The organism is Neptunomonas sp., assembly GCF_016744175.1.
Taxonomy (GTDB): domain Bacteria; phylum Pseudomonadota; class Gammaproteobacteria; order Pseudomonadales; family Balneatricaceae; genus Neptunomonas.
Map to the genome: position 1 here is coordinate 1 of NZ_JADGEV010000006.1, position 24,954 is coordinate 24,954.

The 24,954-nt window shown below is 42.5% G+C and carries 23 protein-coding genes and 1 tRNA gene; 14 read left to right on the plus strand and 10 right to left on the minus strand.

Annotation, left to right across the window (positions count from 1 at the left end):
- From QZZ55_RS03715 to QZZ55_RS03725, 3 genes are all read right to left on the minus strand, one after another.
- The coding region (locus tag QZZ55_RS03715) for a hypothetical protein (RefSeq protein ID WP_293265451.1) at positions 1–341 on the minus strand (341 nt) is incomplete at its 3' end.
- A gap of 94 nt (positions 342–435) precedes the next feature.
- Positions 436–1,203 (minus strand): glutathione S-transferase family protein, encoded by a 768-nt coding sequence (locus tag QZZ55_RS03720; RefSeq protein WP_293265453.1) that lies wholly within the window; start codon positions 1,201–1,203, stop codon positions 436–438.
- A 25-nt stretch (positions 1,204–1,228) separates the two neighbouring features.
- Entirely contained in the window at positions 1,229–1,795 is a 567-nt protein-coding gene (locus tag QZZ55_RS03725) for a cytochrome b (RefSeq protein WP_293265455.1), read from the minus strand.
- A 127-nt stretch (positions 1,796–1,922) separates the two neighbouring features.
- Between QZZ55_RS03725 and QZZ55_RS03730 the strand changes: the two genes are divergently transcribed.
- On the plus strand, positions 1,923–2,810 hold the full coding sequence (locus QZZ55_RS03730) for a LysR family transcriptional regulator (protein ID WP_293265457.1): 888 nt from the start codon (positions 1,923–1,925) through the stop codon (positions 2,808–2,810).
- Between the two features lie 320 nt (positions 2,811–3,130).
- On the opposite strand, the gene QZZ55_RS03735 is transcribed toward QZZ55_RS03730, so the two are convergent.
- A complete protein-coding gene (locus QZZ55_RS03735) occupies positions 3,131–3,499 on the minus strand; it encodes a hypothetical protein (RefSeq protein WP_293265459.1) in 369 nt (122 codons plus the stop codon).
- A gap of 247 nt (positions 3,500–3,746) precedes the next feature.
- Positions 3,747–5,426 carry a bifunctional diguanylate cyclase/phosphodiesterase gene (locus QZZ55_RS03740; protein WP_293265461.1) on the minus strand — a complete coding sequence of 560 codons (1,680 nt, stop codon included), beginning with the start codon at positions 5,424–5,426 and terminating at the stop codon, positions 3,747–3,749.
- A 224-nt stretch (positions 5,427–5,650) separates the two neighbouring features.
- On the opposite strand from QZZ55_RS03740, the gene rep reads away from it, so the two are divergent.
- A complete protein-coding gene (gene rep, locus QZZ55_RS03745) occupies positions 5,651–7,663 on the plus strand; it encodes a DNA helicase Rep (protein WP_293265463.1) in 2,013 nt (670 codons plus the stop codon).
- 64 nt (positions 7,664–7,727) lie between these two features.
- On the opposite strand, the gene QZZ55_RS03750 is transcribed toward rep, so the two are convergent.
- Positions 7,728–8,147: a c-type cytochrome gene (locus QZZ55_RS03750; protein ID WP_293265689.1), complete on the minus strand. Its 420-nt coding sequence runs from the start codon at positions 8,145–8,147 to the stop codon at positions 7,728–7,730.
- A gap of 387 nt (positions 8,148–8,534) precedes the next feature.
- Between QZZ55_RS03750 and QZZ55_RS03755 the strand changes: the two genes are divergently transcribed.
- A tRNA-Arg gene (locus tag QZZ55_RS03755) sits at positions 8,535–8,611 on the plus strand.
- A gap of 139 nt (positions 8,612–8,750) precedes the next feature.
- Here the strand turns inward: QZZ55_RS03755 and QZZ55_RS03760 are convergent.
- Positions 8,751–10,046 carry an acetyl-CoA hydrolase/transferase C-terminal domain-containing protein gene (locus QZZ55_RS03760; RefSeq protein WP_293265465.1) on the minus strand — a complete coding sequence of 432 codons (1,296 nt, stop codon included), beginning with the start codon at positions 10,044–10,046 and terminating at the stop codon, positions 8,751–8,753.
- A gap of 378 nt (positions 10,047–10,424) precedes the next feature.
- Between QZZ55_RS03760 and QZZ55_RS03765 the strand changes: the two genes are divergently transcribed.
- From QZZ55_RS03765 to QZZ55_RS03775, 3 genes are all read left to right on the plus strand, one after another.
- Positions 10,425–10,604, plus strand: a complete 180-nt coding sequence (locus QZZ55_RS03765; protein ID WP_293265467.1) for a DUF6726 family protein — start codon at positions 10,425–10,427, stop codon at positions 10,602–10,604.
- 82 nt (positions 10,605–10,686) lie between these two features.
- The gene (locus tag QZZ55_RS03770) at positions 10,687–11,064 is read left to right on the plus strand and encodes a methionine-R-sulfoxide reductase (protein WP_293265469.1); all 378 of its coding nucleotides are present in this window, start codon (positions 10,687–10,689) and stop codon (positions 11,062–11,064) included.
- 4 nt (positions 11,065–11,068) lie between these two features.
- Complete coding sequence (locus QZZ55_RS03775) at positions 11,069–11,566, plus strand: MOSC domain-containing protein (RefSeq protein ID WP_293265471.1); 498 nt, start codon at positions 11,069–11,071, stop codon at positions 11,564–11,566.
- On the opposite strand, the gene QZZ55_RS03780 is transcribed toward QZZ55_RS03775, so the two are convergent.
- Positions 11,535–13,253 carry a diguanylate cyclase gene (locus QZZ55_RS03780; RefSeq protein WP_293265473.1) on the minus strand — a complete coding sequence of 573 codons (1,719 nt, stop codon included), beginning with the start codon at positions 13,251–13,253 and terminating at the stop codon, positions 11,535–11,537. The genes QZZ55_RS03775 and QZZ55_RS03780 overlap by 32 nt on opposite strands.
- A 270-nt stretch (positions 13,254–13,523) precedes the next feature.
- Positions 13,524–15,188, minus strand: coding sequence for a diguanylate cyclase (locus tag QZZ55_RS03785; protein ID WP_293265475.1), 1,665 nt, complete (start codon positions 15,186–15,188; stop codon positions 13,524–13,526).
- Positions 15,189–15,379: 191 nt separating this feature from the next.
- Between QZZ55_RS03785 and nosR the strand changes: the two genes are divergently transcribed.
- The 6 genes from nosR to QZZ55_RS03815 all read left to right on the plus strand — a co-directional run bounded on the left by nosR (position 15,380) and on the right by QZZ55_RS03815 (position 23,155).
- Positions 15,380–17,539 carry a transcriptional regulator NosR gene (gene nosR / locus QZZ55_RS03790; protein WP_293265477.1) on the plus strand — a complete coding sequence of 720 codons (2,160 nt, stop codon included), beginning with the start codon at positions 15,380–15,382 and terminating at the stop codon, positions 17,537–17,539.
- A 47-nt stretch (positions 17,540–17,586) separates the two neighbouring features.
- Positions 17,587–19,488 (plus strand): TAT-dependent nitrous-oxide reductase, encoded by a 1,902-nt coding sequence (gene nosZ, locus QZZ55_RS03795; protein WP_293265479.1) that lies wholly within the window; start codon positions 17,587–17,589, stop codon positions 19,486–19,488.
- A gap of 101 nt (positions 19,489–19,589) precedes the next feature.
- Complete coding sequence (locus tag QZZ55_RS03800) at positions 19,590–20,930, plus strand: nitrous oxide reductase family maturation protein NosD (protein WP_293265481.1); 1,341 nt, start codon at positions 19,590–19,592, stop codon at positions 20,928–20,930.
- Positions 20,914–21,831 (plus strand): ABC transporter ATP-binding protein, encoded by a 918-nt coding sequence (locus tag QZZ55_RS03805; protein ID WP_293265483.1) that lies wholly within the window; start codon positions 20,914–20,916, stop codon positions 21,829–21,831. The genes QZZ55_RS03800 and QZZ55_RS03805 overlap by 17 nt, the downstream gene beginning before the upstream one ends.
- The gene (locus QZZ55_RS03810) at positions 21,828–22,655 is read left to right on the plus strand and encodes an ABC transporter permease subunit (protein ID WP_293265485.1); all 828 of its coding nucleotides are present in this window, start codon (positions 21,828–21,830) and stop codon (positions 22,653–22,655) included. Before QZZ55_RS03805 ends, QZZ55_RS03810 begins: the two co-directional genes overlap by 4 nt.
- Positions 22,652–23,155: a nitrous oxide reductase accessory protein NosL gene (locus QZZ55_RS03815; protein WP_293265487.1), complete on the plus strand. Its 504-nt coding sequence runs from the start codon at positions 22,652–22,654 to the stop codon at positions 23,153–23,155. Before QZZ55_RS03810 ends, QZZ55_RS03815 begins: the two co-directional genes overlap by 4 nt.
- A gap of 64 nt (positions 23,156–23,219) precedes the next feature.
- On the opposite strand, the gene QZZ55_RS03820 is transcribed toward QZZ55_RS03815, so the two are convergent.
- Complete coding sequence (locus QZZ55_RS03820; RefSeq protein WP_293265489.1) at positions 23,220–23,441, minus strand: hypothetical protein; 222 nt, start codon at positions 23,439–23,441, stop codon at positions 23,220–23,222.
- 176 nt (positions 23,442–23,617) lie between these two features.
- Here QZZ55_RS03820 and ubiM point away from each other — a divergent pair, with 176 nt between their 5' ends.
- A complete protein-coding gene (gene ubiM, locus QZZ55_RS03825; RefSeq protein WP_293265491.1) occupies positions 23,618–24,679 on the plus strand; it encodes a 5-demethoxyubiquinol-8 5-hydroxylase UbiM in 1,062 nt (353 codons plus the stop codon).
- A complete protein-coding gene (locus QZZ55_RS03830) occupies positions 24,660–24,923 on the plus strand; it encodes a hypothetical protein (protein WP_293265493.1) in 264 nt (87 codons plus the stop codon). Before ubiM ends, QZZ55_RS03830 begins: the two co-directional genes overlap by 20 nt.
- The last annotated feature ends 31 nt before the right edge of the window (positions 24,924–24,954 follow it).

Sequence of the window (24,954 nt, forward strand, 5' to 3'; positions counted from 1 at the left end):
TTTTTAACTAGAGGCATTCCATTCAATATTTTTTTAGCTTCTTCATCTGTTTTTGCTTTAATGAAAAACATTACTCTAGCAGTGTCACCTTTGCTGACAACATCATGTGTTTTCATACTGTCTATATATACATTTTCTATAGTGCCGTTTTTCCATAACTCTAGCACTTCCGTAGAATGAGCGGCGATCGTATTATTGAAAAGCTCGGCATTATTTGTATCTATGGACCATACAACTGCATAGGTCGTTCTTGCATCAGTATTTTCAGCGAATACTGAAGATATTGAAAAGAAACTAAGTAACATAATTGAACACAAATAAGTAAATAATTTTTTCTTCATAATGATTCTCTCAGATTGATATAGTTATTAAAATAAAAGTAGATTAGGTTTTTTTTGCCTTCTATGGCATTTCTCTCCGTTGTTTTATTAGGAACTATTTATCCCACCACTCATTTTGAACCTGTGCGAGAGTGAAACTTTTTCGATTTTGGGCGCGCTGGTAATAACTTGTTAGCAGCGGGAAACTATTACCGTTAATCCAGTCGGTATAGCCGAGTAAATCAAGTCTTGAAAGCACCACTGTCCATATTACATCTGCCAGAGAGTAGGTATCGCCCAGTAAGAATGTATTGCCGTTCAGCTGTTTTTCAGTAAAAGAAAGGGACTTAAAAGCGCTTTGTTCAATGTCTTTAATATGATTTGTATTTACTCTGAATTTTTTACTTTTTTCAGATCTGTCAGCGCAAGCAAGGTAGTTACTTCTAAGCTCGGGATGCTGTTTAGCCAGGGATAACGATTTATCGATACGGGCATCCAGAATCTTTTCAGACTTTTCCATAGAGGGGTGGCGTGCATAACTGAGAATCTGAAGATCTACATCATCTGCTAGATCAATTAATTTATTCATTAGTTTGAAGTCACGATTATTGGCAGGCAGCAGAGCGTTACCTTCAGACAACGATGCGATAAACCGAATAATACTGGCTGAATTAGTCACTACTTCTGTTTCGCTGCTGTGAAGCTCCAGCGTAGGTATAACTCCATTGGAGTTTAACTTTACATACCATGGCTCTAACTGCTCCTGCTCTCCTACAATGTCGATTACATTAGAGGACCAATCTAAACCCTTCTCTTCTAAGGCAAGGCGAACTTTCATTGAGCAGACAGACAGTGGATGATGATGAAGTGTTAGTGAATACATTGCGTTGTCCTCAACTTTAAAAATACTAGATGCGTGGCTTTAATGGCATCATCCGGGGAAGTACATCTGCTTCCGGAGCATCTAGGAAACGGTGTTTAAGTGCCCCAGCAATATGCATGAATATCGCGGCTACTAATGTGTAGACTAAAATCCAGTGAGCTTGCTTGGCTAGATCTGCCATTTCTATATTTTTATTAAACAGCTGCGGCATCTCGATCAAACCAAATATATTGACGGGAAACCCTGCAAAGTTAGTCATGGCAAATCCGCTAAAGGGGATGGCGAGCATTAATATGTATAGGGAAGCAGTGACGGTGCGCGAGAGAATCTTCTCCCAACCAGCTAGCACTTCGGGTAACGCGGGTGATTGGTTGATACGGCTCCAGATCAAACGGAGAATGGCAAGTTGCATGAAGATTACACCAAATGACTTATGCACCCCTATAATCTGCAAACGACTAGGGTCTGATTTATCTAGCCCTGTCATATAGGTGCCGACAGAGATCAACACTATTAGCATTAGGGCCAATCCCCAGTGAAGCACTTTCGCTAATTTTCCATAGCTCTGATCGTCAACGTGTACTGTATTCATTAGTAACCCTTATAAGACTGTTGTTAGCACTTAAAGCCTAGAAAAGCATATGAGTTAAGCTTATTGTGTTCTTATGGGTTGATATATAGTCTATGAGTAAATAGATTGTTTTCTGATAGGTGCTAATATGAATACTTTAACGTTGATGGAAACCTTTGCTGTCGTTGTGGAAGCGGGGAGCTTTACAGCGGCGGCAGAACGGTTAGGGCTCTCTAAATCATTTGTTAGTAAGCAGGTATCCCTGCTGGAGAGAGACTTAGGCGCTCGCTTATTGTACCGCACAACACGCAAGCTAAATCTTTCAGAGGAAGGTTCTCAATTTTACAACCACTGCAAACTCATCATCGCAGAGGCTGAAAATGCTCGTGCTGAAATAATGGACAGCCAAAGTGCACCTCGAGGAAAAATCCGCATAACGGTACCTCAAAGTCTTATCATCTCTAAGGTTAGTAAGCTGTTGATTCAGTTTCAGCATCAATACCCAGATATCGACTTGAATGTCATTGCCAGTGGGCGGGTTGAAGACTTAGTGGAAGAGGGTATCGACATTGCTCTGCGGGTCGGTCAGCTGGAAGATTCCAGTCTGTTATCCCGCCGGTTAGCAGAATGTACTTTTCAGGTAGTTGCATCTCCTGAGTATATAAAAAAATGGGGAGAACCAGATCAGCCCGCTGATCTGACACAGCACAACTGCCTGATCTATGGAGATTCAAAATTGAATCGTGCTTGGCCTTTTCGTATGCCTAGTGGTGAATCAATCACGGTAAAAGTAAAAGGCAATCTAACCAGTAATGACGGGACATTAATTGTTGACGGAATGTTAAATGGCTTGGGTATCGGTTTTGGTCCCAGCTTTTTGTTCAATAAACATGTTGAAGAAGGTGCTTTGCAACTATTACTCACTCGATATTATCAACAACCAACCACTATATCTGCACTCTACCCGCTTAGTCGTAATTTACCCAGAAGGGTAAGAATATTGATTGATTTTTTAGCTGAACATTTATCTGACTAGTACACATTTTTTAAATGTATTTTTCTTGGATTCTAGCAATTAATGTATGTCTCTAAATGTTAGGTATGAGTTTCTTCATTAAAGATAAAATCATTAATACACTCCATATATAGTTCTATTAAACTTTATATCTCCTCAATAGTAAGACAGATGACAGGTCTCAGAATGACATACTTAGAGTTCTTTAATTTATCGAAACGTTTTAGGTGATTGTTTTAATTATAAATATCTGGATCATAATGGGCTAAATTATTAGGTTATATAACCTAACCCTGTTTCTCTCGTTTCATATGCTTCAGCTCATCGAGTTGAAGTGCATGTTAGCTTTGGGGTTGCCATAGGTCTATCCAACACCTATCGACAAGATACCGTGTTCCTTCTTGGACAAGGCACAATATAGCCAAAAACTCATCTTGTGATTTTGACATCTTTTGCTTCCAAACAACGTTTATATAGTTATGGTGTCTAGCAATACCCATTAGCTCTCTATCGGCAAAAATACCAAATTCAGCTTGATAGGATTTGCACATCATTTCTAACGCTTCCTTCGATAATGTCTTTTTTGCTCTTTCAGTGTGATTGAGCAAATGCTTTTCGTAATTAATTTCAGTTGAAGCTTCCATCAGGTTGTCCATGATCGGCGTAACGACACGCATAATCTCTTCATCTGATTTATGTATTAAATCCATACTATTTCCTTTTTTGAAAAGCTAACGCAAAGCTAAGCTGCGTCCTTGTTATGTTTCTTTGTAGGTTTTCTATAGCGTTTTTTATCCGTTTGGACATATTCAATTAATGGTGAACGATGTATGGAATTCCCCCAACAGTAAACAGTCCGTAAGAAATATTTCCAGGAATAGGATGGGAGCGAACCAGCGCCAATTCGCAATTACTACAAGTTTGAAGGGTAATGAGATGCTGGGCTTTAAAAGTTAGCTAGTGGGTCTTCAGCATTTTCATGAACTTTTCTAATTGAACCGGCGGGCTGAAAAAGTAGCCTTGTACTTGGTCGCACCCATTCTGTATGAGGAACTCAAGCTGGGCTTTGGTTTCAACGCCTTCGGCAACCACTCCCATATTAAGATTATGCGCTAAATTGATGATGGCTCTAACAATTTCTGCATCATCAGAGCTTTCAGGTAATTTAGCAACAAAAGAGCGATCAATTTTGAGTGCACTGATAGGTAGTTTTTGTAAGAGTGCAAATGAAGAATACCCTGTGCCGAAATCATCTAGCGAAAAGTCGATTCCTATTTTGCTAAGTTCGCCAATGCTGCTTTGTACATGTAGATCATCACTAAACAATGCTGATTCGGTTAATTCGAACTCTAATATGCGAGTGTCGATTTTTTCTTTTTCAATAATTCGATGAATGGTTTGTGCTAAATGGTCATCTTGAAACTGACGAAAAGATAAATTCACACTTAATTTCGATAAACTAAAACCTGCCTCTTTAATAGTTTTAAGATCACGACCCGATTGAAAAATTGCCCAAAAACCCATTGGGATAATTTGCCCGGTGTGCTCTGATACAGGAATAAAATCATCTGGCATGATGAGCCCTCGAAGAGGGTGATTCCAGCGCATTAATGCCTCAGCTCCTACTATTTCGCCGGAGTGTAAATCAACGCGTGGTTGGTAATAAAGCTCAAATTGCTTTTGCTTAAGTGCCGTCCAAATATCTGATTCGAGTAAACCATCATTAACGGGAACAACATCTTTTTCGGGTTCATAAATAGAAAAGCTACAGCCATGTACTCGCTTAGCACGGCAGCGGGCTTGATTGGCTTGATTAGTTAGAGCATCGATACTAGCTCTGCTTTCTGAGGAGAATGTGACGCCAATACTGATACCAATCACATTATCTTGTTCAGCAATATTAAAACTAGCAAATAACAAGCTAGTCATCGTTTCTAGTAGATGATTAGCGGCTTCTTTCGTGGTTTCAAAAGACAAGCCAGTAATAATGATAAAAAACTCATCTCCGGCAGTTCTGAATACGGGAAAATTCTGAGCGCAATTAAGGATTCGGTTCTTGAGATCAAGTAGTAGTTGATCGCCGGCGGTATAGCCCATTCGTTGATTGAAGGCTTTGAAGTTATCGATATCTAAACTGAAGAGCGCTAATGCTCCGCTGTCTACGTGAATGCGATCGAGATCTTGTTGTAAGCGCGTATAAAAGCTGGCGCGATTTTGTAAGGATGTTAGTAAATCAGTATGTCTTAGTGTGTTTAGTTCAGCGTTTTTGTGACTGATTTTACTGAGTAATCTGAAGCTTCGGTTAAAGGTGTCATCTGAGGCGTTTTCAAGTGATATGACGTCAGAGAACGATGCTGCGAGTAGTTGGTTGCCTTCTTCTAACGTTATGTTCTCATAGGCAAGTACTACGGGAGTCGGTAACTTATGCAGATAGGGCGAGTATGAGTCTAGCGAGCTAAGTGTTTGTTGCGGACAAGCATAAATCCAAATGATATCTGGATGAGTTTCAGCCACCCTATGCGCTAATGCATCGAGATTATCAACAGAATCCAGCTCCACATCTAATTGAAGGCGGCGCGATTCCAATAGCTCCTTCATCCTTGATTGAGGAGAGAATATAAGGATTTTAATAGGCATTATGCTTGGATACCGCATTATCGAATACTACCGGGTATCTATTATTAATAATAATAGTATAGACCTAACCGCTTCGACTGCTTAGTTTGTATAATATAAAGCTGATTCAGATCTCACTGTAACACGAAGTATTCGCTAGGAAAACAAGTGTTTGAATGTGATTTTTAGATGAGCGTTTTGAATTTTAATGATAATTATCAAGTATTTGGCGGCTTTTAAGATAAATGAGTAAGTTAAATCCACGACAAAATGAAGCTGTGAAATTTATCAGTGGCCCTTTACTGGTGTTGGCAGGCGCAGGTTCGGGTAAAACCAGCGTAATTACACAAAAAATTGCGTATCTTGTGGAAAAGTGTGGTGTTGAACCAAAACATATAGCAGCCGTTACATTTACTAATAAAGCCTCTCGTGAAATGAAAGAGCGGGTAGGACAGATTCTACAAGGTAAAGGAAAAGGGCTAACGGTATCTACATTTCATAATTTGGGTATGAATATCATCCGTAAAGAGCATAAACGTCTGGGATTAAAATCGGGCTTTTCTTTGTTTGATGATCAAGACAGTAAAGCACTCCTAAAAGACTTGATGTTGCATAATGATGAAGATAGCGATCAGGTAGATTCTGTTAGAAATATGATCTCAAATTGGAAGAATGAGATGGTCAGCCCTGAGAAGGCAGAGGCTCAAGCGGTCGGCCCGCAAGAGATTCTAGCAGCCCGCGCTTATGAGTCCTATAACAGCTATCTGAGTGCTTACAATGCTGTTGATTTCGATGATCTAATTCAAGTACCGGTAAAGCTTTTTGATGAGCATCCTGATGTTCTTGAACGTTGGCAAAACCGCATTCGTTATTTGTTAGTGGATGAGTATCAGGACACCAATCTCTGCCAGTATCGTATGGTGCGACAGCTAGTTGGACATCGCGGGGCGTTAACGGTTGTTGGGGATGATGACCAGTCGATCTATGCATGGCGTGGTGCAAGGCCGGAAAACCTTGAGCAATTGCAGGTTGATTTCCCCAGCCTTAAAGTTGTTAAGCTTGAGCAAAACTACCGCTCTACCAGCCGTATCCTCAAAGCCGCTAATACGTTAATTGCTAATAACCCTCATGTATTTCAAAAAACCTTATGGAGTGAGATGGGACCAGGCGACCCCATCCGAGTTATCCACACCCGCAATGAAGATGCTGAATGTGAACGTATAGCTACAGAGATTCTTGATCAACACCTGCGTAAACATACTCCCTTCAGTGATTTTGCCATCCTTTATCGTGGTAACTATCAAGCGCGTTTATTAGAGATAAAGCTTCAAGCTTTTCAGGTCCCTTATAAATTATCGGGTGGTACATCCTTCTTTGCTCGCGCAGAAATCAAAGATTTGATGTGTTATTTGAAAGTGCTGGTTAATCGGGATAATGATAATGCGTTTTTGCGCATCATTAACCTTCCACGAAGAGAAATTGGTCCAAGTACGCTCAAAAAATTAGGCGAGTATGCGTCTGAGCGGCAGGTGAGTCTTTTTGATGCGTGTGATGAAATAGGCTTGGAGCAAGTGCTTCCCCCCGCCGCTGTTGAGAAACTACGGCAATTTACTCGTTGGTTACATGAAAAATATCGCCAATGTTATGAGTCTGATCCGATTCAAGCAATTAAGGATTTAGTGTACGACATCGATTATGAAGGTTGGCTACGGCAAAATGCGTCAAGTGACAAAGTGGCCGAAACACGCATGAATAATGTATTTTTTCTAATTGACTCACTAAAAAGTACATTAGAACGTTTACAAGAAGATGATCCTGAAGCAGGTATAGAGGAAACGATTGCCCGTATAATATTGATTGATATGTTAGATCGACAAGAAGAGGAAGATGACTCCAATAAAGTGCAGTTAATGACGCTGCATGCCTCTAAAGGGTTGGAATTCCCTCATGTATTCTTGATGGGAATGGAAGAAGAACTATTACCTCATCGAAACAGCATAGAAAATGGTGATATTGAAGAGGAGCGTCGTTTGGCTTACGTCGGTGTTACGCGGGCAAAACGCACCTTAACCATTACTTTGGCGCGACAACGCAAACAATTTGGTGAATTACTAGATTGTGCGCCGAGCCGTTTTTTAGATGAGTTGCCACAAGAAGATCTAGAAATAGAAGGCAATGGAGAGAAAAATCCAGAAGTTAACAAGCAGCGAGGGCGCGCCACATTAAATAGCTTGCGAAATATGTTTGACGATCTGTAAGCTGGAAAAGAAACATAAATAAAAAGGCTGCCGTAGCAGCCTTTTTTATAGCAGAGTCCGTTTATTACTGAACGCTGTCTAACATATGCTGAACAGCAGCCTGTATTTCGTCATCAGAACATGCCGCACATGTTCCGCGTGGTGGCATAGCGTTAATGCCGCTAATAGCTGTTCTTAATAGCTCGTCTATACCTTTGGCGCCACGATCGGTCCAGTCGCTAGTGCCATACTTAGGCGCGCCAGCCACACCAATAGCGTGACATGCTGCGCAGCTAGCGTTATAAACATCTTCGCCAGAACGTGCGCCAGTTGCAGCGGCAGCCACTACTGCGCCACCGCAAGAATCATCACCTTCTACACATACATTACCAAGGGGCTTAATACGCTCAGCAATTTTTTCATCAGACGTATTCGCACCAACCGACGTTGATAGCGCAACGCTTAAACCTAGAATACTTAGTACAGAAGCAATTTTAGCAGTCAATTTCACAGTGGTGACCTCATTACAGTTTCGGTAGATGCGATAACTAAAGCATCATGATAATTAATTTGGTCAGAATTATACCGGCAAAAGCCCTTCACGAAAATGGGGTTTATCTGCACCTTATGGCTTATATCGCGCTTTAAGTGATATTAATTTGCTGCTTTTTGCTTTTTTAGTCGATGTATTAACACCCGTTACATCATTTAACCAAGTGCACTGAGAAGTGTGAGGCCTAGTTAGGTTGAGTAAGAATAAAAACAGAATGTAAATATGCCGTGCAGTAAAGTGTCCTAAATGATTGATATAAAAAGCCACTAAACAATCTAAGTTCTTGGCAAAAGAGCAATACACCCGTATTATTACCGCCTGAAAACTTCCTGATTTTTTGCGCTTGTAGCTCAGCTGGATAGAGTAGTAGGTTCCGATCCTATTGGTCGGGGGTTCGAATCCCTCCAAGCGCACCATTTTTCACATGCCTAATTCTTTTTACAGAAGCCACTAGATTGAACTACGGTGCAACCTCGCATATTTAAGAAGATGAAACGGGTGCTGTCAGACTCTGATGGGAATGCTGGAGCACCTGAAAATCTCTTACCCGATTATTTAGTTGAGGTTTAGACGCAGTTTATCAAAGGCCTCACGGTTTAACTCTTCCCGGAAACTAGGGTGTGCAATTTCGATTAGGTCCCGTGCGCGCTCGCGCAAACTACGGCCGTGCAGACTAACCACTCCGTATTCGGTAGCAATGTAGTGCACATGGGCACGAGTTGTTACCACTCCTGCACCATCACTGAGGGTTGTCGTGATACGTGAAATGCTTCCCCCTGCTGCGGTTGAAGGTAAAGCAATTACGCCCCTCCCACCTTCTGATAATGATGCGCCACGAACAAAGTCGATCTGGCCGCCGAAGCCTGAGTATATTTTGGTACCCATTGAGTCTGCAGAAACCTGTCCGGTTAAATCGACTTGGATTGCGCTATTGATCGACATTGCTTGTGGGTTGCGCTGAATGCTGCGCATATCGTTTACATATTCGGTGTCCAAAAATTGCACAGCTGGATTGTCATCTACAAAGTCATAAAGCTTCTGGCTTCCAATGACAAAGCTGGTGACAATTTTTCCTTGATGATTCTTTTTATAAGCGCCGGTGATCACCCCTTTTTCTACGAGTGGAAGAATGCCATCTGAAAACATCTCGGTATGAACCCCCAGGTCTTTTCGGTCACCTAAGCAGGTAAGTACGGCATCAGGAATAGCTCCGATACCGGTTTGAATACAATCACGGTCTTGTACAAGTGCTGCCACATGCTGACCGATGGCGTTATAGACCTCGTTTTGAGCCGCAGGGGCGTGGCAACTTATCGGTGCAGATTCTTCGTACACGGTATGAAATTTCTTATAAGAGATGATTCCATCGCCGTGCGTGCGTGGCATTTTTGGGTTTATATGGGCAATGATCTTACCGGCTTTTTCCAATGCGGCATGGGTCGCCTCAACCGATACACCAAGCGAGCAGTTACCATGCTTATCGGGTGGGCTAACCTGGATAATTGCAGTGTCGACCCGTTGCCCTCCACTACGAATAAGCTTCGGCACTTCTGCCAGTAATATTGGAACATAATCAGCATCACCCCTTTGAACAGCCTTACGCGTTACAGCGCTGACAAAATAACAACGGCAGCGAAGATGGCCGCGTAGCTCTGGAGCAACCATTAACGCTGCGCCATCACCCTCGGTATGCAGTTGCAGTAAAACTAAATTTCGACATGACAAAGCATGTTGAGCTAGGCCTTTAAGCAATATAGTAGGCGTTGCTGCCATGTTGTGCGTCCAGATTGCTTCATTATCCTTAATTGAAGAAACGGCATCTTCAGCGCTGTAGGCAATTCTAGGGGACATTTTTGACTCCAATAGGGGAACGTACGTATATAGGAAACTTTATATCGTTTTATCGAGCAAAAAGACAGAGGTATAGGCGGTGGTCGTTTTACCGCTATCTCTTTACCTGAGCTATGGCATAACTTTGGGCTTTTTTCATGGATAGCCTATGTGATGGCGATCTGGATACAGTGAGTAGTGTAGTACACGGCGACCGCTTCTCCTGAGGTATTCAACTAAGTATGATAGGGGCGAGAATTTATACTCATGCGGTGTTTAAGGGCTGCTTAAGGCTGATTTTTATCCTGTTTCTCGGGGTGCACCCTTCTAAGCATATTGTCTTTATATAAAATGCATTCGCCTTAATAAACATTAATTATTTGTACTGGAGTTCATTGGATGAAATCAATTGTCATTATTCTATTGGTGATGATTCTACAAGGTTGTGTGTTAACAAAAGTAGTGACGGTTCCCCTGCGTATTGGCGGAGCGGTTATTTCTGTTGTGCCTGTAGTGGGTAATGCAGCAGACGCAGCCCTTGATACAACGGCTGACGCTATTGATTTGGTGCCATTGTAACGTTTTATGATTTATATGACCTCATGATAAGCTGATGATCCCTCTTTGAAAGAGGATGATATTTGAGCGAGGAGATCCTGCGATGAATACAGATAAAGATTTACCTTTAAACGCTCTTGATGCCGAAGAGCAGCGCGTTATTTTGCATAAAGGTACTGAACGGCCTTTTACAGGTACCTATGATGATTTCTCTGAAATAGGTAGGTTTGTTTGCAAACAGTGTGATTCAGCCCTCTATCGTTCTACAGATAAATTCTCTTCTGGTTGTGGTTGGCCGAGTTTTGATGATGAAATTGAAGGTGCTATAAAACGTGTAACAGATGCTGATGGCAGCCGTACAGAAATAGTATGTGCTAATTGCGATGGCCATTTAGGGCATGTGTTTGAGGGAGAGCAGATGACTGAAAAAAACACCCGCCATTGTGTTAATTCTATTTCCATAAAATTTATTAAAGCGTAAAGCAATGGGGGTGAATACAGTAGGCCGTTTGTTAAGCCGGCATCTTCAAGACCTTAAGCCTGGCCGTCTAGACTGGATTGGTTTACGGCCTGAGCGCAAAGTGGATATGCAACAGGTCACTCAAGTTGAGGCTATCGCTGAGAAGGGGCTTGCGGGAGATAGGCGATGTGACGGGACGCCAGGCTCTGCGCGACAGATAACATTGATTAACAGTGAGCATATTGATGTAGTGGCAGCGTTGCTGGGGCTTGAGTCTATAGATCCTAGAATACTGCGCCGTAATTTGGTGGTGTCTGGTATCAATTTAATGGCACTTCGCCATCAGATTTTTCGTATTGGTGAGGTGGAATTTGAAGCTACTGCCCAATGCCATCCTTGTTTGCGAATGGAGCAGGCCCTTGGTAAGGGTGGCGTAGCTGCTATGTTAGGTCATGGTGGTATTTGCGCCAAAATTACGCATGGAGGTATTATTACTGTTGGGGATGAGGTGAAAAAGTTGTAGAGTTAATTTGGTTGCGGCCTTTGTCTTTAGCAAGATAAAGGTGACTATCTGCATCATAAATTAGCTCATTTAAGGTTTGTTTTGAACCTCGCTCTGAGACTCCTATACTTGCTGTTGTTTTAATGTGAGTCTGCTTGAAATCTATTTTTAGTGTTTCAATTGAACTACGTATCCGCTCTGCAAGGATATGCGCCTGCTCTAGGGTGGTTTCAGGAAGCAGTATGAGAAATTCTTCTCCTCCCCAGCGTGTGAGAATGTCACCGCCCCGACATTCATTGGTGAGCAGTTGGGATATTTTCCCCAAGGTTAAGTCACCTGCGACGTGACCATGCTCATCATTGATCTGCTTGAAATAGTCGATATCAATGATAATGATAGTGATAGGTCTTTGTTTTCTGATGTTAGTACTCCAGACACTGTTTGCAAGGTCATAAAACCCGCGCCGATTAAGCAAGCTCGTTAAAGGGTCGTGATGGGCCATGTATTCTGCGCGCATTCGAGCACTGTATTGTTCGCGCACTTGATGTGTCAGGGCAAGTGCTAGTAATGTTGCTTCGATGAGTATTCCAATGTTCACACTGTGGAAAGTAAGAGGAGTGAAAGGTAACCAGCCTAGTACTGCAAAAGTTGTGATGGCTGTACCAATCATGCCGAATAAGGCTGCCGTAAAAAAGTAGTGTCCTACGTCTTGTTGTTTCCATACAGCAAAAGCGCCTAGCAGTACCATGCCTATGGTGAAAACTGTTTGATAGCTAAATGCCACCATGACCGCATGAAGCTGGTTGTCTTGTAGTATTGCCGCTCCCATTAAACAGGGGCCAAGCAGCATAAAAGAGCGTATCCAGCGTAATAGTTTAGGTGCATATTGATTCAGCGTGAGGAAGCGACAGGCAAACACTAGGCCGCACACACTGTAAAGTACCATCAGTGCCAAAATAATGTAGCGCTGAAAGGAAGGGCTATTTGGCCAGAACCAAGAATATCCGTGCCCTGTATAAGCAATGTTCAATAAAATGAAGCTGGTTAGATAGAGTAGGTAATAAAGATAACTTCGTTTTCTAAGGCCAAAGTACAGCATGAAATTATAAGCAATCAGTGCGCAAAGATAGCCGTATAAAAAACCATAGGCATATTGTGTCCATTGATTTGAGGTATCTACTTCTTCGATATCGGTGAGAGTGATTGGTAATATAAGTGGGTCAACAGTTGCTGCACGAATATAAATATGACTTATTCCTGGCGGAAACCTTTGGGAATAAGTAAAGCCTGTCCCTGGTGTTAACTCGGGCGTCTTTGTACGAGCATCTCCTGTTTGTATATTGCTTATTAATTCCCCATCAGCTCGTAATATATAGATATTGAGTAGATCAACCCATGTAGTACCTGTGGCTAGTTGGTAAGTTAGGAAATGATCCGTAGGATTATTAACAGCGAGCGCTAGCCAAACGGGAGGAGACCCAACACCAAAGGTAAGTGCAGTTTGTTTGCCCGAACGAAAAGAGCCTGCTTTATATATGTGGGTTGCTTCTTTAAGCGTGAGTTGTTGTCCCTCTTCAATAAAAAATTGAGTGTGGTTGCCCAGAGAGCCTTTGGGGAGTTCGGCAAGATCTAAGGGCTGGATTGAAACGGATCCGCTGGCGGCAAATGCCGTGAGTACTAGCCCCCAAAATAAGAGTAAAAATTTCACGTTTTAAAGATTAAGCCTCTTTTATTTTTTGATACTGGATGATCGTAATCTGGGGGTTTTATCTCCGTGTTGTTGTGGCCTGTCAGTTAGATGAGACGCTTAATTATGATTAAAGTAATAAGCGTAGATGAATAAAAGATAAATGTGGGGAAAATTTTCATCGTTAATACGGATGGATATCATCTCTTTTGCTAACAGTTCCTGCTGTCGTTTACTTGTTTCAGCCATGGGGAGCGATGTGGATTTAAAATTTCTAAGCCTTGAGATGTGTTAAGAAATATCTGTGTAAAAGCTGAAGGCGCGTAGGGGATTGTTTTTAGCGTGATACATAGCCTCATCTGCATTTTGTAACAGCTGTTCAGCGACTCTTGAATCTGAAGGGAAAAGGCTGATGCCAATACTCGCAGAGAGGCTTACATTTGTTTCTTTTAGTCCAAAGGGTTGTTCTATGCACTTGCTCAGCTTTTCGGCAACAAATTCTGCTTGGGTGTTATTTGCTATATCAATCAGCGCGATAAATTCATCTCCGCCCATTCTCGATAATGTATCGGTTTTGCGCATGTTGTTTTGCAGTCTCTCGGCAACAGCTATCAATATGTTGTCACCTTCAAAGTGTCCGTGAAGGTCATTGATAGGTTTGAAATTATCTAGGTCGATGAACAGAACAGCAATTTGTCGACGTTGTCTTTCTGCTCGAATGATGGCGCTTTCTAGTTTTGTTTTTAAAAGAAGGCGGTTAGGGAGCCCGGTTAAGTGGTCATGATAAGCTTGGGTAAGAAGCTCGCGTTCGCGCTCTTTATGTAAGCTATTGTCTCTTAGTGTAAGTACAAATTTTTCAACGTGCTGTTCATCATCCAACACGGCGTTCAATGTGCCTAAGAAAGGCTTTTTGTCCTGTGATGATATTTCGCCATGCCAGCTTAGTTCAGAGTCAATAATTTTTTCTAATGTTGGAGGGGTGTTTGATATACACAGTAGCTCAGTGATGAGTGTCTTATTGTTAGTGGTAAGGTTGGGGAACTGTTCTTTGGCTGCATAATTCGATGATAAAACTTCGCCTTTGCTGGATATAATAAAGCAGCAATCAGACGTGGTTTCAAATACTAAAGCGGCTAATTGTAGTTTGTGTTCGATCTCACGCTCGCGTGTAACATCGTGACCGATACCAATGATGCCTTCTACTTCGCCTGTATTGTCGAGTAATGGCATTTTAAGCATGTCGACTAGACGTTTTTGTCCATCGTTATAAGTAACGGGTTCGTCGCACCGAAGCTCCAGAGAGCTATTTATTACCTCTTGATCTCTTCTCTTGATATAGCGTGCTGAGGATTTAGACATCAGGTCGTTATCAGTCTTATTGATAATTCTATCTGAAGGGGTGTCGAGCAAAGATTCGAAGCTTTTGTTACAGCGTTGATAGACACCAAACTTATCCTTGACAAAGATGAAATCGGGGATGGCGTCAATGATTGTGTTGAGTAAGTGTCTTTCTTTTTCAAGAGCGGCTTGAGTATGTTTGAGAACAGTAAGATCTCTGGCAACGATAGCCACGCCTTTTTCAGAGACGAGTTCACCTGTGTAAATTGTATGGCGACTATCAAGAAAGCGTAATTCTCCGAACTGGTTTGGTCTCCAAAATTGAAGATGAACCTTTTCGCCCGCTAATGTTAAGTCAAGATTAGGTTTTATGGCTTGTTCAAAAACTTCTTCACCATGTAGCTCTGCTACTGTCTTGCCAATAATATCCTTAGCAAGAAGACCGAAAAATACGGTATACCCACGACTTACCGCAGTGTAGCGGTAGTTTTGGTCTACGATTGAAACCAGATCATCTAGTGCTTCTAAAATTGAGTGCATCTCAGAAACAGTCTTTGCTCTACCTAAGTCACAAATGTGATCACTGTCAGTCGTAATGTTTTTATTATTATTCTTCATACCAATAAGTGTAGCTCATCAGTACTAAAAAACAGAGTTCTCTGATATGTTGCCGTGTTGTTCTTAATTAGGAAGTTCTTATGTATTAGGTTCTTGATTTGTGTCAAGTCGTTTTTTTGGTGCTTCTATATCCTGCGTCATAATGTCGCAGTGCTGATAAGCAGATTAATGGTAATGAGTTAGGACGTTCGATGAACAAATATATAAAGCGATGGATTGTTACACTTTTGGCCTTTGCGCTGATGACTGCTAATGCATTTGGAATGGTTCCGGTATCGCAAGATCAGCAGTTGGAACTTATCCGGGCTGCTTTTCCGAGTGCGACAAGCATTAGTGATAAAGCTCAAATCTCTGACGGTTCTGCAATTATTCGTACTGTTACAAAAGATGACCTGGTTCTCGGTTATGCCTTTGAAACTAATGATGTTGTTGAAATAGCGGCATATTCCGGTAAACCCATTGAAATGCTGGTGGCGATTGATCTGGAAGGCAACTTTAAACTGTCAACAGTGCTTGAGCATCATGAGCCTATTCTGTTGGTCGGTATACCTGAACATACTTTATTCGATTTTGCTGCTCAGTATTTACCACTAAAATTAACTGACAGAGTAAAAGTGGGTGCGGCAAATAATAGTGATGTTATTAGCCTTGATGCTATCTCTGGTGCGACAGTTACCGTGATGGTCGTGAATGAAACGGTCATGCGTGCTTCACGAAAAGTGGCTCAGCAACTTGGGCTATTGGGGATGTCAGAACAAGCGAAAATCCCTCCTTCTACAGTGAAAGCAGACGTATTTACAAAATCTGATTGGGTGACTCTTACCGGTGATGGTTCAATTCGTCATTTATCGCTAACGCGTGGTGATATTAACGAAGCGTTTAAAGGTACTGCTGCTGAAAAAGATATTTCAGGCAAAGGGCAGCATCAGCAAGAACCCTTTATCGACCTTTTTTATGCGCCTGTGAATATTCCGACGATCGGCCGAAATCTGCTAGGTGATAGCGAATATAAGTGGTTGATGAATGAAATAAAACCCGGTGATCAAGTAATTGCCGTGATGGGTGAAGGGCGCTATTCCTTTAAAGGTAACGGTTATGTACGTGGCGGAATTTTTGATCGCTTTCAAATACAGCAACTAGATAAAGTTATTAGTTTTCATGACTCTGATTTTTATCGCCTGAATGATGTCTTTATAGAAGGCTTCCCAGGTTTTTCTGAAATGGCGCTGTTTATTGTTCGCGCACAATATGAATTTGATATAGGGACGCCTTGGCAGGTTGAGTTGCTAGTACGCCGTCAAATTGGTGCCCTAGATAGTGTGTTTACCAGTTTTTTTGGTGATTACATGACACCAGAAGATTATATCACGCGTCCAGAGCCGGTTGTCGAAGAGGAAGCGAAGCCGCTATGGGTGTCTGTGTGGGAAGGTAAAGCATTTCAAATTACGGTGCTAAGTATTAGTTTAATACTACTTACAGTGATTATTTTCTTACAAGACTGGCTAGTTCGCTATCCTCGGTTGCTGCGCAATATTCGTCATGTCTTCTTGACCTACACAGTGTTCTTTATTGGTTGGTACACACTAGGACAGCTGTCTATTGTCAATGTGTTTACTTTTGTTCATGCCGCCATGGGCAAGTTCCAGTGGGATATATTTTTACTCGATCCTGTACTGTTTATTCTTTGGGGCTTTGTCGCTATGACATTAGTGCTCTGGGGGCGTGGGATCTTTTGTGGCTGGTTATGTCCATTCGGTGCCTTGCAAGAGCTCATTAACGAAATAGCGCGTGCTGTGAAAATCAAACAGTATGAGCTCCCCTTTGCTGTGCATGAGCGTCTCTGGGCTATTAAGTACATCATTTTGCTATTGTTATTTGCTGTTTCTTTAGAGTCGCTTAGTGAAGCTGAGCGCTATGCTGAAGTTGAGCCTTTCAAAACATCCATTATGTTGAAGTTTCAGCGTGAATGGGGCTATGTACTCTATGCGGGTGTTCTACTATTTGTTTCGATATTTACACGCAAAGTGTATTGCCGTTACATCTGCCCACTGGGTGCAGCGCTGGCAATTCCTTCACGCCTAAGATTGTTTGATTGGCTATATCGTCGTAAAGAGTGCGGCCAACCGTGCAAGTTGTGTGCAAATGAATGCGAAATTCAGGCGATTCATCCTGATGGCACTATTAACGCTAACGAATGCCACCATTGTTTGGATTGCCAAATGACTTATCACAGTAATGATAAATGTCCTCCATTAGTGGTTAAAAAACGCAAGGCCCGTAAAGCTAATCAAGCAGTTCTGGCTGAAAACCAGATACCCAGTATAGATATTACTGATCCAGTAAAAGCCTGATCAGTGAACTAATAAACATCGAAAATAAATGTTTCGGAGATAAATAAATGATTGATCCTAAAGATAAAGACCTACCCGCGATTGATACAGAAGATACTAGTGCTAGCGAGCATGTGAAACTAAGCCGTCGCCTTTTCTTGGGTGGCTCTGCTGCGCTTGTCGGTGCCGCTGGTGTTGGTTTTGGTTCAGCAATGGTGCCTTCAGTAGCGCAAGCATCTTCAGATGCTAAGCACACAGTCGGTCCTGGTGAACTTGATACATACTACGGTTTCTGGAGTGGTGGTCATCAGGGTGAAGTTCGTGTTTTAGGCTTGCCTTCAATGCGTGAACTTATGCGTATACCTGTTTTCAACGTTGATAGTGCTACTGGCTGGGGTATAACCAACGAGTCCAAAGCGGTATTAGGTGAAAATGCACCATTAAATGGTGATTGCCATCACCCACATATGTCCATGACTGATGGTCATTATGATGGTAAATATCTATTCATCAACGATAAGGCTAACACGCGTGTAGCTCGTATCCGTGGTGATATCATGAAAACTGATAAGATCACTACCGTACCTAATTGCCAAGCGATCCACGGTCTTCGTGTACAGAAAGTACCGTTTACCAAGTATGTTTTCGCTAATGCTGAATTCCGTATGCCGCACCCTAACAATGGCACCAATATGGATGACATTGAAGGCTACTACACCATGTTCAATGGCTTAAATGCTGAGACTATGGAAGTTGATTGGCAGATTATTGTGGACGGTAACCTCGATAATACAGATGCTGATTACACAGGTAAGTATGCATTCTCTACTTGCTACAACTCTGAAGGTGCTATCGATCTAGCCGGTTCTATGCGTAATGAGCGTGACCATTTGGTTATTTTCAATATCGAGCGTATCGAAGCTGCAGTAAAAGCAGGAAAATTCGAAACGCTAGGCGACTCTAAAGTACCTGTGTTGGATGGCCGTAAAGGTTCTGAACTAACTCGTTATGTTCCTGTTGCTAAAAACCCGCATGGTATCAATACTGCGCCTGGCGGTAAGTATGCAGTAGCGAATGGTAAGTTATCTCCAACGGTTACTGTGTTCCAGTTAGATAAGTTTGACGCACTATTTGCTGATGAGATTAAGCCGCGTGATACGGTTGTCGCTGAAGTAGAATTAGGACTGGGTCCATTGCATACCGCGTTTGATGGCAGAGGTAACGCCTTTACTACATTGTTCATTGATAGCCAAATTTGTAAATGGAATATCGATAAAGCGATTGCGGCGTACAATGGTGAAAAAGTTAACTACATCGTACAGAAATTGGATGTGCATTATCAGCCGGGTCATAACCATACTACGATGGGTGAGACTCGTGATGCAGATGGTCAGTATTTGGTTTCTTTGCAGAAATTCTCAAAAGACCGTTTCTTGCCATGTGGCCCGTTGCATCCTGAGAACGATCAGTTGATCGATATCTCTGGTGATGAGATGAAGTTGATTCACGATGGTCCTGCTTTTGCCGAACCGCATGACTGTATGATGGTTCACCGCTCAAAAGTGAAAACTCGTAAGTTATATGACCGTAAAGATCCTACTTTCGCGATGACGGTTGATATGGCGAAGAAAGATGGTGTAACACTTGAAACGGATAACAAAGTTATTCGTGATGGTAATAAAGTACGTGTTTACATGACATCTGTTGCGCCAAGTTACGGTATGGATCAATTTACTGTGAAACAGGGTGATGAAGTGACAGTTGTCATTACTAACCTGGACCAGATCGAAGATGTTTCACATGGTTTCTGTATGGTAAACCATGGTGTGCAGATGGAAATCAGCCCACAGCAAACAGCATCGGTCACTTTTATGGCTAATGATGTTGGTGTTCATTGGTACTACTGTAACTGGTTCTGCCATGCACTTCATATGGAAATGCGCGGCCGTATGTTGGTTGAAAAAGCCTAAACCAGTTGTAGGGAAAATCTGATTTTCCCGTTATACCAACAAAGCCAGACGTTTAGCGTCTGGCTTTTGTTGTTTTTATCTATCGTGATGGGAGTAACAAAATGAAGTTGCTGCGCAATTTTATTACTGTAATGCTGGTATCGCTTTGTGTTGTGACGTTTGCCAGTGCACAAACACGAACGATCGACCCATCAGATGGTCTTCAACTTGTTATTGATGCCTCTCAAAAAGGGGATCGGTTGATACTCAATGCTGGGCGTTACATCGGTAATTTCACCATTAATAAGGGTATTGTTCTTACAGGGCAGTCGGGTGCTGTTATTGATGGAAATGGCAACGGACATGCCTTGTTGGTTGAAGTGCCAGAAGTACGCATTGAGTCGCTTGAGATAACAAATTGGGGAGATGATTTGACGGATATGGATGCCGGCGTTTTTGTTAAGAAAGAAGCAACTGGCACACAAATTATTAATAATTATTTTCTTGGCGACACTTTTGGTATTTGGGTAGATGGTACCCAAGAAGTACTGATTAAAGATAACCGCATAGAAGGCAATTTAGACGTTCGTTCTCAAGATCGCGGTAATGGAATCCACTTGTTTAATGTGGGAAAGGCACGCGTCGAGGCTAACGAAGTGTGGCATACCCGTGACGGTATTTATATCGACACGAGCAACAACAATGAGCTGATAGGTAACTATCTGCACGATCTAAGATATGGGGTGCACTATATGTACTCTTACCATAATCGTGTTTCTGGTAATCGCACTGTTAATACCCGAACTGGATATGCGTTAATGCAATCAAAGTTCCTTACCGTTACTGACAATACGTCGGAGAATGACTCGAATTACGGTATTCTTATGAACTTTATTACTCAGTCTACGATAGCTAATAACCGGGTATCGGGTGTCCAAAATAATCGCTCTGCAACAGGCTCCACTTCTTTGACAGAAGGTAAAGCCTTGTTTATCTATAACTCTTTATTTAACAAAATCCGCGGTAATTATTTTGCGGAGAGTGATATGGGCGTTCATTTGACGGCAGGCTCTGAGAATAATGTATTTACCCGCAATGCCTTTATTAGTAATAAAGAACAGGTTAAATATGTTTCTACTCGTCATCAGGACTGGTCTTACGAAGGGGTAGGGAATTATTGGAGTGACTACCTCGGATGGGATATGGATGCCGATGGCATTGGTGATACACAATATGAACCAACAGATGGGGTTGATCGTCTGTTGTGGAAGTTTCCTGCAGCAAAAGTGTTATTAAACAGCCCTGCAGTAGAAACCATTCGTTGGGTGCAGAGACAGTTTCCTGTGTTGAAAGCACAGGGTGTTGTTGATAGTCGCCCATTGATGAGTTTGCCCAAAAAGTTATCGCCTTCAACATCCAGCGATACTGCAGTGACGGAAAAGGTTGATGATGAACATAGTTGAGTTAGTGGGTGTAGAAAAGCGTTACCAGAATGTAAGGGCATTAGCGCCACTTGATCTGGTGCTACAGGAAGGCGAAGTGCTAGGTCTTTTTGGCCACAATGGTGCAGGTAAAACTACCACGATTAAATTGATTCTCGGACTTATTAAAGCCAGTGCCGGTTCTGTACGGGTTTTTGGGCAGGACCCAACACTCTCTGAATCACGCCGAGAACGCCAGCAGTTAGGATTTCTTCAGGAAAATGTTAGTTTTTATGATCAGCTTACTGGGCTAGAGGTGCTTCGTTACTTTGCTCGCCTGAAAGACATTAAAGTATCAGAGTGCCATCGTTTACTTGACCAGGTGGGCTTGAAAGCTGCGGCGGGCAGGCGAGTAAAAACTTATTCCAAAGGAATGCGACAGCGACTAGGTTTAGCGCAAGCATTATTGGGAAACCCGAAACTATTGTTATTGGATGAACCTACGGTTGGTTTGGACCCTTTAGCAACACAGGATTTTTACCATCGTATCGCACAATTGAAAGAGCAGGGTTGTACTGTCGTCCTGTGCTCTCATGTGTTACCCGGTGTGGAAAAGTATATTGACCGGGCCGTGGTTATGGGTAAAGGCGCGGTACTGGCTCAAGGCAGCTTAAATGATTTGCGCCATCAGGCTGAATTACCTCTGACATTGAATGTGAAAGGCTTGGGATTAAACATTCCAGAAAGCTTACAGTCACGTGCAACAATTTTGGAGGATGGGGTGAGTATGCACCTCTCTTTGCAAGAAAAAATGCCAACGATGCAATATATGTTGGCCCAAGCCGGTGTGACAGATATTGATCTGCATTTGCCTTCACTTGAGGACCTATATACACACTATACGCGAACCTGTGTTGGTTCTGAGCTGGAGGATGTTCTATGACGCCTATTGTTACCGTTGCAGCAAAAGAGTTTCGTGATGGTTTGCGTAACCGCTGGGTACTATCTATTGCAATAATCTTTGCAGTATTGGCTACTGGCTTAGCCTATTTTGGATCGGCGGCTGCAGGTCAGGTGGGGTTTACGTCACTTTCGACAACGATCATCAGTTTGGCAAGTTTAGCTGTTTTTATTATTCCTTTGATAGCCCTGATGCTCGCCTATGACGGCATTGTAGGGGAAGATGAAAGTGGTACTTTGCTGTTGTTACTCACCTATCCGTTGTCGCGGTGGCAGCTTCTCTGCGGGAAGATGCTTGGCCATGGTGCGATTATGGCGTTCTCTACTTTAATTGGTTTTGGATCAGCTGCGTTGATTATGGGGTTGTTTGCGCCTGATATCAGTTGGTCGGAGCTGGTTATTCCTTTTAGTTTATTTATATTGTCTGCTGTTTTGCTGGGCTGGATTTTCATAGCGTTTGCGTATGTGATTAGCGTCAGTGTTACTGAAAAGTCTAAAGCGGCAGGTTTGGCGCTTATCGTGTGGTTTTTGTTCGTACTTGTGTTCGACTTAGGGCTTCTTGGGTTGCTTGTGGGGACACAAGGCGATGTTGATGCCGAGCTTTTCCCATATTTATTACTCTTGAACCCTACTGATATTTTTCGATTGGTTAATATCACCTACTTTGCAGATCAGCAGCTAAGCGGCTTAATGGCCATCGCGGAGCATGTACGTTTATCGACTACGACATTGCTAGCGAGTTTGTTGGTTTGGTTATCTGTTCCAGTGGTATTGGCATTGGCATTATTTAATAGGAGAGCGCTGTGATAATTTTTACCCGTATACGCTTGTCGATCGTAGTACTGATATTAGCGGTATTAGGGCTAACAGGGTGCAATGAAGACTCTACAGCCAAAGTGATGGCGCAGGAAGCGATGGCGCTTGAGAGTGCAGATGAGTGCCACCTTTGTGGTATGTTGATTTCTCGTTTTCCTGGTCCTAAAGGACAAGTATATGAGCGTGGGATAAAACAAAATATGAAGTTTTGTTCAACACGAGATATGTTTGCTTACGCGCTGGACCCCGAGCATAAACACAATATCCAATCGATATTCGTACATGATATGGCAGTTAATCCATGGGATGAGCCTAGTGAAGAAACGTATATTGATGGGCGTAAAGCATGGTTTGTGATTGGATCATCTAAGAAGGGCGCTATGGGCCCAACGTTAGGGAGCTTCAAAACGAAAGAAAGTGCGGAAGCATTCGCTAAAGAGTTTGGTGGTGAGCTAAAGCGTTTTGAAGACCTGACGCTGGATATCATTTAATCAGCAAGTCGGTAGCGAAGAGACTTGTGTAATGCTTAAAAGTGTTACACAAGCCGTTAGGTTATCACTGTGGTTTGAAACGTGCTGCACTGATGATACTAATTAGGTGAATGATAGCGGCAATGATGGCAGGGAATATCAGAAAATACATTGCGTATCCTGCTGCTGTTGTAATAAAAAAGAAAAATGCTGCTAGTAAACGCCCTTGTATCAACTGCCCGAGCCCGGGAATAAAAATATTACACAAAGCGGCTATTACATTACCTGCGCTGCCTTGTCTGCTCATAAAAATACCCTCCAATGAATGTTGCATTGGAGGGTGCGTTATTCCTTCCTATCTGTCAATAAACAAGCCCGTACTTGGTAGTGCCGTTTTCATTGATTTGTGTCGATGAAAAAGAGCATCGGATGTGTAGGATTGGTTGTCTAATTCTGTGATTTATTTTTGATGAGGCCAGCACTGTGAGAGAACATTTTGATATTCTGATTATTGGGGCTGGCCCGGCAGGGTTAAGTTTTGCTCGTTCTTTAGGGGGGCTGCCATTAAAGGTTCTTGTGCTAGAGCGCTCATCACAGGCAACACTTTCTGAACCTCTTGAGGATGGTCGTGAAATTGCTTTAACACATCTATCAGTCAATATTATGAAAGAGGTTGGAGCGTGGCAGCGCTTGCCAAAAGATGGTGTTTCACCCATTGAAGGGGCTAAGGTGTTTGATGGTGAATCGAGTTACAGTCTTGACTTTGATCGTGATAGTGCTGATTTAGAGGCGTTAGGGTATCTAGTTCCTAATCATTTGATTCGAAAAGCATTTTATGAAGAGGTTGCTACTCAAAAGAATATTGAGGTTCGCACCGAAAGTGTTGTGGAGAATGTATCAACGGATGATGAATGTGGTTATGTGACGCTAACATCGGGTGAAGTGATTACTGCTAGCTTGATTGCAGCAGCAGATACACGTTTTTCTGAAATGAGAAGAAAAATGGGTGTGTCTGCAACACTAAGGGATTTCTCACGGACGGCTATTGTTTGTCGCATGGAGCACACTCGTCCCCATAATCAAACGGCACTAGAGTGCTTTCATTACGGGCGAACTACTGCTGTATTACCCATGCAAGGAAAGCGCTCATCCGTTGTCGTTACGGTAAATAGTCGTGATGCCCACAAGTATGCTGATATGAGTGAAGAAGCGTTTAATCGTAATATTGAGAAGCAGTTGCAAGGTATGCTCGGTGAAATGACTTTATTGGGTCAACGGCACGTATACCCTTTGGTTGCAGTACATGCAAATCAGTTTGTAGCAAAGCGTTTTGCATTGATAGGTGATGCTGCGGTAGGTATGCACCCGGTGACTGCGCATGGGTTTAATTTGGGGCTGCGTGGGCAAGCAACGCTGGCCAACGCTATTGAAAGCGCAATTGCTGACAATAGAGACATTGGTAGCGAAGAGGTGTTAAAAATTTATGAGACAACTCATATGCGTATTTCACGGGACGAATGTTGTGGTGGGCTTGTTCACCCATGAGAGTATTGCCGCTAAAATTGCCAGAAAGGTAACACTGCGTCTGGCGAATAACATAGCGCCTGTTAAGCGCCTAATTACAGAGTCATTGACTGAAAGTGATCTAGAGCGCTTCTCCCCTATTAACGTTGTGAATGAGCAGTTTCCTGTGCCCCCTTTTGTTGCTCCTGCTAAAAAAATAGTTCATGAAGTTAGTCAGCGAATACCTGACAGGGTGAATCTTCTAAAAAGGTTAGGGGTTATGTAAATGCGTATTCCATATTTGGAATTCCTTGTTT

Coding starts and splice junctions, on each gene's coding strand:
- QZZ55_RS03720 (WP_293265453.1), bottom strand. CDS start 1,203: ATGTATTCACTAACACTTCATCATCATCCACTGTCTGTCTGCTCAATG.
- QZZ55_RS03725 (WP_293265455.1), bottom strand. CDS start 1,795: ATGAATACAGTACACGTTGACGATCAGAGCTATGGAAAATTAGCGAAA.
- QZZ55_RS03730 (WP_293265457.1), top strand. CDS start 1,923: ATGAATACTTTAACGTTGATGGAAACCTTTGCTGTCGTTGTGGAAGCG.
- QZZ55_RS03735 (WP_293265459.1), bottom strand. CDS start 3,499: ATGGATTTAATACATAAATCAGATGAAGAGATTATGCGTGTCGTTACG.
- QZZ55_RS03740 (WP_293265461.1), bottom strand. CDS start 5,426: ATGCCTATTAAAATCCTTATATTCTCTCCTCAATCAAGGATGAAGGAG.
- rep (WP_293265463.1), top strand. CDS start 5,651: ATGAGTAAGTTAAATCCACGACAAAATGAAGCTGTGAAATTTATCAGT.
- QZZ55_RS03760 (WP_293265465.1), bottom strand. CDS start 10,046: ATGTCCCCTAGAATTGCCTACAGCGCTGAAGATGCCGTTTCTTCAATT.
- QZZ55_RS03765 (WP_293265467.1), top strand. CDS start 10,425: ATGAAATCAATTGTCATTATTCTATTGGTGATGATTCTACAAGGTTGT.
- QZZ55_RS03770 (WP_293265469.1), top strand. CDS start 10,687: ATGAATACAGATAAAGATTTACCTTTAAACGCTCTTGATGCCGAAGAG.
- QZZ55_RS03775 (WP_293265471.1), top strand. CDS start 11,069: ATGGGGGTGAATACAGTAGGCCGTTTGTTAAGCCGGCATCTTCAAGAC.
- QZZ55_RS03785 (WP_293265475.1), bottom strand. CDS start 15,188: ATGAAGAATAATAATAAAAACATTACGACTGACAGTGATCACATTTGT.
- nosR (WP_293265477.1), top strand. CDS start 15,380: ATGAACAAATATATAAAGCGATGGATTGTTACACTTTTGGCCTTTGCG.
- nosZ (WP_293265479.1), top strand. CDS start 17,587: ATGATTGATCCTAAAGATAAAGACCTACCCGCGATTGATACAGAAGAT.
- QZZ55_RS03800 (WP_293265481.1), top strand. CDS start 19,590: ATGAAGTTGCTGCGCAATTTTATTACTGTAATGCTGGTATCGCTTTGT.
- QZZ55_RS03805 (WP_293265483.1), top strand. CDS start 20,914: ATGATGAACATAGTTGAGTTAGTGGGTGTAGAAAAGCGTTACCAGAAT.
- QZZ55_RS03810 (WP_293265485.1), top strand. CDS start 21,828: ATGACGCCTATTGTTACCGTTGCAGCAAAAGAGTTTCGTGATGGTTTG.
- QZZ55_RS03820 (WP_293265489.1), bottom strand. CDS start 23,441: ATGAGCAGACAAGGCAGCGCAGGTAATGTAATAGCCGCTTTGTGTAAT.